Annotated in this window: 14 protein-coding genes; 8 read left to right on the top strand and 6 right to left on the bottom strand. The window is 60.1% G+C overall.

Translation table 11 applies throughout. The features are described 5' to 3' along the window. Positions 1 to 38: 38 nt before the first annotated feature. Positions 39 to 839: an alpha/beta fold hydrolase gene (locus tag ACB040_RS05305; protein ID WP_338771395.1), complete on the top strand. Its 801-nt coding sequence runs from the start codon at positions 39 to 41 to the stop codon at positions 837 to 839. 111 nt (positions 840 to 950) lie between these two features. Here ACB040_RS05305 and ACB040_RS05310 read toward each other — a convergent pair whose 3' ends face one another. Genes ACB040_RS05310 through ACB040_RS05320 form a run of 3 tightly spaced genes read right to left on the bottom strand, consistent with a single transcriptional unit; the run spans position 951 to position 3,122 of the window. After that, a complete protein-coding gene (locus tag ACB040_RS05310; protein WP_338771393.1) occupies positions 951 to 1,757 on the bottom strand; it encodes a MipA/OmpV family protein in 807 nt (268 codons plus the stop codon). A gap of 35 nt (positions 1,758 to 1,792) precedes the next feature. Beyond that, complete coding sequence (locus tag ACB040_RS05315; RefSeq protein ID WP_005333851.1) at positions 1,793 to 2,863, bottom strand: AI-2E family transporter; 1,071 nt, start codon at positions 2,861 to 2,863, stop codon at positions 1,793 to 1,795. Between the two features lie 25 nt (positions 2,864 to 2,888). After that, entirely contained in the window at positions 2,889 to 3,122 is a 234-nt protein-coding gene (locus ACB040_RS05320) for a sulfurtransferase TusA family protein (RefSeq protein ID WP_139731935.1), read from the bottom strand. 121 nt (positions 3,123 to 3,243) lie between these two features. Between ACB040_RS05320 and ACB040_RS05325 the strand changes: the two genes are divergently transcribed. Then, positions 3,244 to 4,698 (top strand): M48 family metalloprotease, encoded by a 1,455-nt coding sequence (locus ACB040_RS05325; RefSeq protein WP_005333848.1) that lies wholly within the window; start codon positions 3,244 to 3,246, stop codon positions 4,696 to 4,698. Positions 4,699 to 4,788: 90 nt separating this feature from the next. On the opposite strand, the gene ACB040_RS05330 is transcribed toward ACB040_RS05325, so the two are convergent. Then, entirely contained in the window at positions 4,789 to 5,271 is a 483-nt protein-coding gene (locus ACB040_RS05330; protein WP_115521799.1) for a TlpA disulfide reductase family protein, read from the bottom strand. Between the two features lie 60 nt (positions 5,272 to 5,331). On the opposite strand from ACB040_RS05330, the gene arsC reads away from it, so the two are divergent. Then, positions 5,332 to 5,682, top strand: a complete 351-nt coding sequence (gene arsC / locus ACB040_RS05335; protein ID WP_128835936.1) for an arsenate reductase (glutaredoxin) — start codon at positions 5,332 to 5,334, stop codon at positions 5,680 to 5,682. Next, positions 5,679 to 6,062 (top strand): DUF2069 domain-containing protein, encoded by a 384-nt coding sequence (locus ACB040_RS05340; RefSeq protein WP_107684428.1) that lies wholly within the window; start codon positions 5,679 to 5,681, stop codon positions 6,060 to 6,062. The genes arsC and ACB040_RS05340 overlap by 4 nt, the downstream gene beginning before the upstream one ends. A 56-nt stretch (positions 6,063 to 6,118) precedes the next feature. Here ACB040_RS05340 and ACB040_RS05345 read toward each other — a convergent pair whose 3' ends face one another. Next, entirely contained in the window at positions 6,119 to 6,727 is a 609-nt protein-coding gene (locus ACB040_RS05345; protein WP_338771380.1) for an ACP phosphodiesterase, read from the bottom strand. Between the two features lie 387 nt (positions 6,728 to 7,114). On the opposite strand from ACB040_RS05345, the gene ACB040_RS05350 reads away from it, so the two are divergent. Next, positions 7,115 to 7,897 carry an ABC transporter substrate-binding protein gene (locus ACB040_RS05350; protein WP_019445361.1) on the top strand — a complete coding sequence of 261 codons (783 nt, stop codon included), beginning with the start codon at positions 7,115 to 7,117 and terminating at the stop codon, positions 7,895 to 7,897. A gap of 66 nt (positions 7,898 to 7,963) precedes the next feature. Beyond that, positions 7,964 to 9,094, top strand: coding sequence for a beta-aspartyl-peptidase (gene iadA, locus ACB040_RS05355; protein ID WP_136501248.1), 1,131 nt, complete (start codon positions 7,964 to 7,966; stop codon positions 9,092 to 9,094). A gap of 103 nt (positions 9,095 to 9,197) precedes the next feature. Here iadA and ACB040_RS05360 read toward each other — a convergent pair whose 3' ends face one another. Then, positions 9,198 to 10,100, bottom strand: a complete 903-nt coding sequence (locus tag ACB040_RS05360; protein WP_338775000.1) for a lysine exporter LysO family protein — start codon at positions 10,098 to 10,100, stop codon at positions 9,198 to 9,200. 533 nt (positions 10,101 to 10,633) lie between these two features. Between ACB040_RS05360 and ACB040_RS05365 the strand changes: the two genes are divergently transcribed. Next, positions 10,634 to 11,404, top strand: coding sequence for an ABC transporter ATP-binding protein (locus ACB040_RS05365; RefSeq protein WP_005337310.1), 771 nt, complete (start codon positions 10,634 to 10,636; stop codon positions 11,402 to 11,404). A gap of 49 nt (positions 11,405 to 11,453) precedes the next feature. Beyond that, positions 11,454 to 12,227, top strand: a complete 774-nt coding sequence (locus ACB040_RS05370) for an ABC transporter substrate-binding protein (protein ID WP_005337307.1) — start codon at positions 11,454 to 11,456, stop codon at positions 12,225 to 12,227. Positions 12,228 to 12,298 lie beyond the last annotated feature (71 nt).

A 12,298-nucleotide genomic window follows, 5' to 3' on the forward strand; every position in this document is an offset into this window, starting at 1 on the left:
GATACACTGCCCGCCCATCGCTGGCAACAGGAGATAACATGAAGCATTTTATGGAGATAGCGGGCCGCCGGATGGCCTATCTGGACGAAGGGCAAGGGCCGGTACTGCTGTTTGGCCACAGCTATCTGTGGGACAGCGCCATGTGGGCACCGCAAATCGAGGCGCTCAAGGGCAGCTATCGCTGCATCGTTCCCGATCTGTGGGGCCACGGTGATTCCGACCTGCTCCCCGAAGGTGGCTGCTCCCTGGCGACGCTGGCGCGGGATCACCTGGCGCTGCTCGATGCCCTCGGGGTTGACGAGTTCGTACTGGTGGGCCTCTCCATCGGCGGCATGTGGGGTGTTGAGCTGGCGCGCATGGTGCCAAACCGCCTCAAGGGGCTGGTGCTGATGGATAGTTTTGTCGGCCTCGAGCCGCAGATCACCTGCGAGCGCTACCTCGGCATGCTGGCGATGATCGAGCAGCTTGGCACCGTGCCGGCGCCCATCGTTGAACAGGTGGCGCCGATCTTCTTTGCCAGCCAGCCTGATGAGGCGCTGATGAGTGGTTTCAAGGCGCGTCTTGCCGCTTGGCCAAACGAGAAGATCGCCGCCATGGTGGCGGTGGGCCGCAGCTTTGTGACCCGCGAAGATCGTATCGAGTGGCTGGAGGAGATCACCACTCCCGCGCTGGTGATGACAGGCTGCGAGGACAAGGCCCGTCCGGTGCTGGAGGGCTATCTGATGGCCGAGGTGCTGGGTTGCCCGTTCAGGGAGATCCCGATGGCTGGCCACATCTCGTCGCTGGAAAATCCGGCCTTCGTCAATCAGGCGCTGGCTGAGTTTCTGGCGGCGCTGTAAGCCTGAATTGGACGCCTGAGCAGGCTGTACGACCAGCCTGATGGTCGTGAAAAAGGGAGCCAAGGGCTCCCTTTTGTTTGGTCGTGTCTCACGGTTCAAGACTCATAACCGTTACCAGATATAGCCCAGCGCAAAACCCGCATAGAGCTCGCCATCGTGCTGGACGATGGGGCTGTTTTTGATGTCCCGATCATACCATTCGTAGTTCATGGCAAACATGCCAATCCAGTTGGGGCTGAAGCGGTAGCTGGTGATGAGGGCCGCCATCGGGGATAGGGTGGTGCCGGTATTCCAGGCGGGCCGCTGGGCAGTCGCCTCGCTCTCGGAGATGCCGCCGAAGTAGTAGTTGGCCATCTTGTCGCTGCGCAGCATCAGCCCCATCCCCGGCATGATCAGCAGGTTGTCACGCAGGATGGGGAAGTCGGCCCACAGCAGCAGCTCCTGACCCTTGCTGCGGCCGGTGACATCGCTGTTGGCACGCACGGTCAGCAGGGCGTAGGGGGTGATGATGTTGCCACCGATCCCGCCTTCCAGCTGCCATTTTCGCTGCTCCATGCCAGTAAAGGCTGGAGAATCCTCGGGATCCAGATTGCCAAAACGGACCCGGCCATAGCCGTAGAGGGCGACGTTCTCATCCTTGTGGAAGTAGTAGCGGGCCCGATCCCCCAGAAACATAAAGTCGTCGCCGAAGTAGATAAAGCCCGGGATGGCGTAGAGGCTGTTATCTTGCGCTTCATAACGGGCCTGTCCCCCGATGAGCGCTGCACCGGCGACAAAGCCCTGTGGCACCGGGCTGGTAGGGCTGTCGCTGGTGAGCAGATCCATGGCGCCAAGATCGATATCGGCACGCGCTGGCATGGCGGCAGCGAGGAGCAGGGCCGTCAGTCCTGCCGTTCTGATTTGACGAAAAAAGGTCATGGACACTCCGTTGTCACGATTGCAGGGGAAGCAGGTTATTTTGCGGCACCGGGCATCTCTTCGCGTTTTGGCCAGGCATTGATCACCGCCTTGACCAGGGTGGCGAGGGGAATGGCGAAGAAGACTCCCCAGAATCCCCACAAGCCGCCGAAGACCAGCACGGCGATGATGATGGCCACCGGATGGAGGTTGACCGCTTCCGAGAAGAGCACCGGCACCAGCAGGTTGCCATCGAGGGCCTGAATGACCAGATAGGCCACCATCAGCCAGGCGAACTCGGGGGTGAGCCCCCACTGGAACAGGGCGACCATGGCGACCGGTACGGTCACCACGGCGGCGCCAATATAAGGGATCAGCACCGAGAAGCCGACCGCGACCGCCAGCAGCACCGAATAGCGCAGCCCCATCAGGGCGAAGGGAACATAGGTGGCGATGCCGACGATGAGGATCTCGATCACCTTGCCGCGGATGTAGTTGATGATCTGGTTGTTCATCTCGACCCATACCCGGTTGACCAGGGTGCGGTTGCGCGGCAGGAAGCGGCGCAGGCTGCCCATCAGTACCCGCTTGTCTTTGAGCATAAAGAAGACCATCAGCGGTACCAGAATGAGGTAGATCATGATGGCGACCACGTTGACCAGCGAACTGAGGGAGGCGCTCACCAGATGCTCGCCGCCACTGAGGATGCGCTGGCGAATATTGTCGATGACGGTCTCCACCAGACTGACGTCGATGAGCTCGGGGTATTTGTCAGGCAGGGTGCGCACATAATCCTGAGCGTGGGTCAGCATGGCCGGCGCCTCTTTGGCCAGATTGATCCCCTGACTCACCAGCGTCGGGATAAGACCCAGCAAGGAGGCGACTGCTACCGCAATAAAGAGGATCAGAATGACGCTGGTGGCCAAGGTGCGCGACAGCCCCGCTTTTTGCAGCCGGGCGACCGGCCACTCCAGCAGATAGGCCATTACCAGCGCCACCAGCAGGGGGGCCAGCAGATCGCCAAACAGCCAGATGATGGTGAAGCAGAACACCAGCAACAGAAAAAGGGTAACGGCATCGGGATCGGAAAAACGGGTCTGATACCAGCGCTTCAATACTTCTAACATGACGGCATCCTTACATCACTGGGGCTCAAGATGGTTGTTTCGCCCCGACAACCAACTGCAAAGAGAGGGTTTTGTCCGCTTCTTGCTGCACCTCGACATGGTGGCCCTGACGGTGCAGATAGGCCGGAATATCCTGCCGGGAGCCCGCATCGGCCAGCCGGATGGTGACGGTTTGACCGCTTTGGGCCCCCCTTAACCAGAGCTTGAGCCGGATCAGCGGCTCGGGGCAACGCCAGGGGGTCAGGTCGAGAATTTCCATGGGGGCTCCATCAGGCAGGTGGCCGCTATTATGGCCGTGATAAGAGCATGAAACAACGCTTGTAGCCCTTGATGGGCAAGGGTATTCTGCCGAGGCCCTTTCTGATGGAGATAGAGATAACGTGGCACGTTTTTCCCCCCTGATGGCATCGCTTCCCCTGCTGGCTTCCCTGATGGGCGCCACGTTTCATGCCGAGGCCAACAATCAGCTTCCCGACATCGGCACGGCCGGGGTTGCTGCCCTGCCCATCGAGCAGGAAGTGCGTTACGGCAACGCTTTTATGCGCTTTGCCCGTGCGGGTCTGCCGATCATCGATGATCCGGTGCTGAGCCAGTACATTGACGATCTGGGTCAGCGACTGCTGACCAACGCCGATGGGGTGCGTTTCCCGTTTACCTTCTTCCTCATCAATGATCCCAGCATCAACGCGGCCGCCTTCCTCGGCGGGCGGGTCAAGGTGCACACCGGCCTCTTCCTCTACGCCGACAGCGAGAGCGAGCTGGCCTCGGTACTGGCCCACGAAATCACCCACGTGACCCAGCGCCATATCGCCCGTTATATGGAAGCGCAGGCGAGCAGCTCGGCGGTGACCCTGGCCGGTCTGGTGGGCTCCATCGCGCTGGCGGTGATCAACCCGACTGCCGGTATCGCTGCGTTGCAGACTACGCTGGGCCTCTCCATGCAGTCGGCCATCAACTACACCCGCGACAACGAATATGAAGCGGATCGCATCGGCATGAAGACCCTCTATGATGCCGGTTTCGATCCCATGGGGATGGCCAACTTCTTCCAGAAACTGGCTGCCGAATACCGTTACGCCAGCAAGCCGCCGGAAATGCTGCTCACTCACCCGCTGCCGGAGACCCGGATCAGCGAGGCCCGCGCTCGGGCGGGCAGCTATGGCCGCCGCGACTTGCCGCCCAGCCTCGACTTCTGGCTGGCCAAGGTGCGGATTCAGGTGCGTTTTGGTACCGATACCCCGCAGGGGCTGCTGAGCTACTTCGATAGCCGGATCCAGAAGGGGGATTATCCGCTCAAGGATGCCGCCATCTATGGCAAGGCGCTGGCGCTGATCCAGCTCAAGCGCACAGACGAGGCTGATACCCTGATGCAGGAGCTGGCGGCCCGTCATCCGGAAGATCTCTTTATCGTCGATGCCCAGACCGACATCGATCTGGCCAAGGGGCGCAGTGCCCAGGCCATCGCGCGCCTCGAGAAGTTCCGCAGCCGGATGCCGGATAACGAAGTGGTGGTGGTCAACCTCGGCAACGCCTACCTCGAGAGCGGCAACTACAAGAAGTCCATCGCCATCCTTGACCCTTATGCCCGTGCGCATGAAGAAAACAATCTGGCCTGGAACCTGCTGGCCGATGCCTATCGCAAGGCGGGCAGAATGACCGAGCTGCATATGGCGCGGGCCGAGATGCTCGCACTGCGCGGGGATTATCAGGCGGCCATCGACGAGCTGATCGTGGCACGCGGTACCACCAGCGATCGGATGACCCTGGCTCGTCTGGAGGCGCGCATCACCGAGCTGGAGCGGGCCAAGAAGGATCTCGACAGCCTCAAGGGCTAACGAAACCTATCAAACAAGGGCGCACTCTGGTGCGCCCTTGTTGTTTATGGCGGTGGCGTTGATGTGGGGGACGGTGATAGCAGCTATAGGCTAGTGACTCAGGCTGCTGGCGGTCGCCTTGAGCATCTCGATCTGCTGCTGGTCGAGCTCGCCGACCAGCGTCTGCTTGAGCTTGCCCTCGCTATCGAGCAGATAGCTGGTGGGCAGGCCGCTTGGGCGAGGGAAGGGGAGCCTGGCATCTTCATTGGCAATAAGGAGCGGCACCTTGATGTGATACTGCGCAGCCAGCTTGTTCAGCTCTGCTGGCGTGGTCGGGTCGTAGTTGATGGCCACCACTGTGATCTGGCCCTCCGCTGCCAGCCCGTTGAGGCGCGGCATCTCCCGCAGGCAGGGGGCGCACCAGGGGGCGAAGTAGTTGATCAGCAGCGGCTTGCCGGCAAAGTGGCGCAGGCTGACCGACTTCCCTGTTGCATCGGTAAATTCGGGGGCGGGTGTGCAGGCGCCCAGCAGGCCAGCCACAATCAGCCAACAAATTCGTTTCAATTCCTTTCCACTGCCGCTTACCCTGACCATCACTTTCCCCTACAATAGCGCCGTTTCTAATCCCATCTTGCGATTAATCAGGGAGTTACCATGAGCGAGACCCAAATCTACCACAATCCGCGCTGCTCCAAGAGTCGCGAAACCCTGGCCCTGCTGGAACAGCACGGGATCGCCCCTGATGTGGTGCTCTATCTGGAGCAGGCCCCGAGCGAAGATGAGATCCGCAACCTGCTCTCTCTGCTCGGCTTTAACGATCCCCGCCAGCTGATGCGCACCAAGGAAGAGCTCTACAAGGAGCTGGGATTGGCCGATGTCAGCGGTGATGCCCTTATTCGCGCCATGCACCAGCATCCCAAGCTGATCGAGCGTCCCATCGTCATCAAGAATGGTCAGGCCCGCATTGGTCGCCCGCCGGAGCAGGTGCTGGAGATCCTCAAGTGAGCACCCGCTTCGCACGTTGGCTGACTCTGGTCGGCTTCTTCGGCCTGCTGGGCTGGGTCATCCTCTGGCATCTGTGGCTGTCTCCTCATCCGGACCTCAACCCTTGGCTGCTGCCGGTGATCTGGACGGTACCGCTGCTCTTCCCCCTCAAGGGGATAGTGCAGGGCAACCCCTACACCCACGCCTGGGGCAACTTCGTGTTGATGCCCTATTTCCTCCACGCCCTCACCCTGATCACCACGGATGAGGGGGAGCGGTGGCTGGCGGTGGTGGAGCTGCTCTTCACCACTCTCGCCTTTGTCGGCACCATCTATTACGCCCGACTGCGTGGTCGCGAACTTGGCTTAAGCATTCGCAAAAAGAAAGACGAAGCCAACTGATGACAAACGCCCCGCAAGGGGCGTTTTTTATGGGGAAGCTGCTCTATCCAGAGGGATCACTGTGCCCCTTGGGCTGCCCGATATTGGGCCAGCTGCTGCTGGCTAAAGGCCATCAGCTGGGGATAGAAGCGCAGAAATCCCGCCTCGCATGTTTGCCACTGCGACTCATCAAGGGTCAGCAGCGCCTCTCCCAGTTGTACCGGGCGGCGCAGTCGGCGACCTATGCCATTCAGCGCTTGCCCCAGCCCCTCCCTGTGGCGGTAGGAGGCGATCCAGTTCTGCTCGGCCATCCGCTTGAGGGGAAGCGGCAGTCCATCCGGCAGGCGTGGGTGATCGGCCAATAGCTGATCATAACTGCGTTGCAGGAAGCGGGGCAGGGGTTCGGTACTGAACAGCCCCCAATGCTGGCTCAGCCAGTGGTCGTAGATCATATCCACCACTATGCCACCAAAGCGGCGCCAGGGGGCCTCGAAACAGGCGACGGCCGCCTTGTGCTCTGGGTGGCTGTCGGTGAAGGCATCAATTTTGCGGTGTAGCCAGATCCCCTTATCGAAGTGGGCGGCAAGCCCCGTGGGCAGCGTGCCTTTGACGAAATCGCCGAGCAGATTGCCGGTGAGGGAGCTTCGGGTGTGGGCAGCCAGATGGAGATGGGCCAGAAAATTCATCGGTTGCTGTGGGTCTGTTATGGGATGGCAAGGTGCTTCGAGCCTAACGGATCCTGCCCGCCTTGACCATGATCGGGATTTTGCTACTGCTCGGCGGCTGCCTCTTGCCGGGCAAATTTGGGGCGTGCTAAGGTGATTGCCATCTTTGTCACAGGACGCGACAAACCACCATGATGCGCAAAGCCAGAGGCTTTTTTCTGGCCTTCTACTTCAAGCCTTTCTATCTCTCCGAGTGGTTCGACGAATAGATCGAACCCCTGGAGCAGTCCACTGACGCCCGCTCGGGCGTGATCTCGCTCATCCAGATTTTGCCGCTTTTGGTCATCGCATGCATTCGCCTGCGGTGCCTTGTCCGCGCCTGTGCGCTTTTTATGTAATGGAGTACACATGATGAAGATCAGACTGACCCTCTCAGCCCTGTTTGTTGCCAGCCTGCTGGCCACCCCCGCCATGGCCAAGGAGTGGAAAACCGTGCGCTTCGGGGTGGAGGGGGCCTACCCGCCCTTCTCCTGGACCGATGCGTCGGGCGAGATCAAGGGGTTTGATATCGATCTCGCCAACGCCCTGTGTCAGCAGATGGCGGTCAAGTGCGAGCTGGTGGCGCAGGATTGGGACGGCATGATCCCGGCCCTGCTGTCGCGCAAATACGACGCCATCATCGCCGCCATGTCGATCACCGACGAGCGGCGCCAGAAGGTCGATTTCACCGAGAAATATGCCCATATTCCCAATCGCTTTGTGGCGGCCAAGGGGACCGAGCTGACATTGACCCCGGAAGGCATGGCGGGCAAGCGCATCGGGGTGCAGCGGGCCACCACCCACGATAAGTACCTGACCGACAATTTTGGCTCGAATGTCACCATAGTCCGCTACGGCAATGCCGATGAGGCCTATCTCGATCTGAAAGCGGGTCGGGTGCTGGCCCTGCTGGCCGATGCCTCTGCCATCGAGCAGGGGCTGCTTGGCAAAGAGGGGGGCGACAAGTTCGACTATGTGGGGCCCGCCCTGACCGATCGCCAGTGGTTTGGTGATGGGATGGGGATCGCCGTGCGCAAGAGTGATAAGGAGCTCAAGGGCAAGCTGGACGAGGCGATCAAGGCACTGCGTGCCAACGGCACCTATCAGCAGATCAACCAGAAGTACTTCAAGTACGATATATATGGTGGTTGACGGGGGGAGGGAGCTTGCTCCCTCTCTTTTCATTGGGCAAGCGACAATCGTGCAAGGAGGATCGCCATGTTGACCCTGATCGAGGGAGCCGAGATCTTCAACCCCACCCACCTTGGCCAGCAGGATCTGCTGGTGGCTGATGGCCGTATCGCCTGGATGGGCCAGGGGCTGACCGTGCCTGAAAACTGGCCGCTGCACAGGGTCGATGGTCGAGGCCGCTATCTGGTGCCCGGGTTGGTGGATCCGCTGGCCCATATCACCGGCGGCGGCGGTGAGGGGGGCTTTGCCTTTCGCACCCCGGAGCTGGCGGTGAGCGAGGCGCTCAAGGCCGGCGTCACTACCTTGGTGGCGGCGCTTGGCACCGACAGCCTGACCCGCACTCCCGCGCAGGTGCTCGGCAAGGTGCGAGAGTTTCGCGCCGCCGGGGTGAGCGCCTTTATGTATACCGGCTCCTACCATCTGCCGGTCAAGACCCTGACCGGCACTGTGGAGTCGGACATCATCCTGATCCCCGAGGTATTGGGGGTGGGGGAGGTGGCCATCAGTGACCACAGATCCAGTGCGCCGACCCACGATGAGCTGGCCAGACTTGCCAGCGAGGCGCGAGTGGCCGGGCTGCTTGCGGGCAAGAGCGGGGTCAGCTTCTTCCATATCGGGGATGGCAAGGGGGCATTGGCCCCCCTGCGGGCCCTGCGCGATGAGACCGACATTCCGCTGCGCCAGCTCTATCCCACGCACTGCAACCGCAACCCCTGGCTCTTTGCCGAGGCCATCGAGTGGGGCAAGGCGGGAGGCTGGGTCGACCTCACCACCTCGAGCTTTCCCGATCTGCTGGAGGATGGCGAGCGGCTTGCCGCCGATGCGCTTCTCGAGCTGCTGGCCGCCAATGTGCCTGTCGAGCGCATCACCTTCAGCTCGGATGCCAACGCCAGTCTGCCGCGCTTTGATGGCGAAGGGCGGCTAATCGAGATGCGCTGCGGCCAGATTGCCAGCCTGTGGCAGCAGTGCGTGTGCGCGACCCGGCTCGGTGTCTCGCTGGAGACGGCATTGACCGTGGTGACGAGCAATCCGGCGCAGGCGCTGGGGCTTGGCAGCAAGGGGCGTATCGGGGTCGGGCAGGATGCGGATCTGCTGCTGGTGCACGACCGGACGTTTGCTATCGAACGGGTGATGAGTGGCGGCCAGTGGCGCGAATAAGGCTGCGGGCAATATCGTAGTCAGTGCGAGAGCGTGGTTGCTCCAAACAGCCAAAGCCCGACAACAAGGTCGGGCTTTTTGATCTGCAATGTGGGAATAAGGCTTAGATCGCCAGAAACCCGAGGATCAGGATGGGGCCGAGCAGGCTCAGGATAAAGCCGGAGACAATGGCCACCGGCACCACCTGAATGCCCCCTGATTTCTGGATAACCGGCAGGGTGAAGTCCAGCGCCGTGGCGCCGCCGTAACCGATGGCCGCCGAGGGGTGGCGTCGCATCAGGACCGGGATGATCAGAATGGCGATAAGCTCGCGCCCAAGATCGTTGATAAAGGCAGCAGAACCGAGCACCGGCCCCAGTTTGTCGGCCACCAGAATGCCGGAGAGCGAATACCAGCCGAAGCTCGAGCTCATCGCCAGACCATGGGTAAAGGGCATGCCCAGCAACTGGGCCGCCAGCAGGCTGCCCAGCCAGCTGCTGAGGATGACGGTGGCGGCTATCTTCATCCCCCAGGGATTGAGCAGGATCTGGCGCAGCCGCATGCCGGAGTTGCGCATCTGCACCCCGATGAGAAACAGCAGCAGCATCAGGGCCCATTCGCTCCACTTGTCGATGGGCAGGGCGCGCAGATCCACCAGCAACCCGAGCAGCACACCGCCGAGCACCACAAAGCAGAGCTGCAGGGATTCCCACAACAGGTGCAGCTTGCCCGGCATCTTGGCATCGCTCGCCTCATGGGTCGGCGGCGTGCGCTTGTCGAGCCACCAGAGGGCCAGCAGGTTGCAGAGCGTGATCGCGGTGAGCATCACCCCGGCGACCTTGAAGATCACCGCCAGATTGCTGCCCAGGTTCTCCACATAGGCAAGCCCGAGCCCCATCAGAAACAGAATGAGGTAGACCATCTTGCCCAGACTCTGGTTGACCAGCTTGATCAGCCGGGCAGAGGAGAGGGGAATCAGATAGCCGATTGCCAGTGGCAACAGGATCAGCAACACATTGAGCAGCATCGAGGCCTCGATCACAAAAACTGATAAAAACACCACCTTATCATTACTTATTGGCTCTGTGTCACATATCTATCGCTTTCATGGCCGAAAACAGCCCTTTTGGGGGCGGATTGTTACTTTTTTGCCACAACCTCTCTGTTTGATAAGGTTCTGTGCGAGCCCGAGTGCACCAATGAAATCAAGTTGATCCGATCGGGGGGCCGATATTTCGCTCGGCAAGGGGGTGCATAAAGCCATTTTGGTGCCGGTTTGGCACACATCACGCTTTTCTCTTGCCACTGATATGATTGGGGTATAAAAAGGCGTTATCGGAATAGCCATTGAAACGGCTGTTTATGCAAACAAAGTGCTGAAAAATACGCAAAGAGCGAATAAAAATAGAGCGAATCCCCTGAAGACCCTCGTTCTGTATTGTTTTTTCACTATCCGGGTGATATTTTCGCTGAAGGTTGCCATCGGTTAACTTTTTGTTAAATGGACGATGGTTGAGTCACGCCCCCTGCGGCGTCTAGGGACAGACAAGGTTGTAATGGATGAGCGACGTTGCCGCACTGGAAGTACGTGATCTGCACAAATATTTTGGCACCCACGAAGTGCTCAAGGGCATCGACATGACCGCCCACAAGGGGGATGTGATCTCCCTTATCGGCTCCTCCGGCTCGGGGAAGTCGACCTTTCTTCGCTGTATCAATCTGCTCGAAACCCCCTCATCCGGCACCGTCTCGCTCCATGGCGAGTTGATCCGGATGAAAACCAGCCGCGCCGGCGAGCGGTTGCCCGAGGATATGCGTCAGGTTGAGCGGATCCGCAGCCGGCTGGCCATGGTGTTTCAAAGTTTCAATCTCTGGTCACACATGACCATCATGCAGAACATCATCGAAGTGCCGATCCAGGTGCTCAAGGTACCTCGCGCCGAAGCACTGGCCAAGGCAGAGCAACTGCTCAACCGGGTTGGACTCTGGGAGCGGCGTGACTACTATCCCGGCCACCTCTCCGGTGGTCAGCAGCAGCGGGCCGCCATTGCCCGTGCGCTGGCGGTAGAGCCCGAGGTGATGCTATTCGATGAACCCACCTCGGCGCTGGATCCCGAGCTGGTGGGGGAGGTGCTCGGCCTGATGCGCGAGCTGGCCGAAGAGGGGCGCACCATGCTGGTGGTGACCCACGAGATGTCGTTTGCCCGGGATGTATCGAACAAGGTGATGTTTCTGCATCAGGGGCGGGTGGAAGAGGAGGGCAACCCCAAGGAGATTTTCGCCCATCCCAAATCCGAGCGGTTCAAGCAATTCATCTCCTCCATCTACTGATGGCGGGATGCCTGGTTACCCAATCAACTGTTTTATCAAGGAGAGATACATGAACAAGCTGATGCTGGCGACAGCCGTAGTTACTGCCCTCGCGTCCGGTAGCCTTATGGCCAAGGAGTGGAAAGAGGTCCGGATCGGGGTTGAGGGTGCCTATCCCCCCTTCTCCTGGACCGAGCCCAGTGGCGAGGTGAAAGGCTTTGATATCGACATCGCCAACGCCCTGTGCGAAGAGATGAAAGTGAAGTGCACCCTGGTCAAGCAGGACTGGGACGGCATCATTCCGGCGCTGCTGTCGCGCAAGTTTGACGCCATCATCGCCACCATGGACATCACCGAAGAGCGCAAGAAGAAGGTGGACTTCACCCAGAAGTACCAGCACATTCCGGCCCGCTTTGCCGCCAAGAAGGGCACTGACGTGCAGCTCGACAAAGCCTTTATGGAAGGCAAGTCCGTCGCGGTGCAGCGTGCAACCTCCATGGATACCTTTATTACCGACAACTTCCCCAACGCCACCATCAAGCGTTACGGCACGGCCGATGAAGCCTATCTCGATCTGAAATCCGGTCGTGTGGACTATGTGCTGGCCGACTCTGCCGCCATCACCGACGGTCTGCTGAAGAAAGAGGGCGGTGATGCCTTCGAATTCGTCGGCCCGAAACTGACCGATCCCAAGTGGTTTGGCGAAGGCGCCGGTATTGCGGTGCGCAAGGCTGACAAGGATCTGAAAGAGAAATTCAACGCCGCCATTCTGGCGCTGCGTGCCAACGGCAAGTACAAGGAAATCAACGACAAGTACTTCGAGTTCGACGTTTACGGAGAGTAAAACAAAGAGATGTTTACGGCGAGTAAGTCCAAAGACGTCTACGGCAAGTAACGACAGGTTGATCCCGTCAG

The sequence above is a fragment of the Aeromonas sp. S11(2024) genome, from assembly GCF_041402345.1.
Classification (GTDB): domain Bacteria; phylum Pseudomonadota; class Gammaproteobacteria; order Enterobacterales; family Aeromonadaceae; genus Aeromonas; species Aeromonas veronii.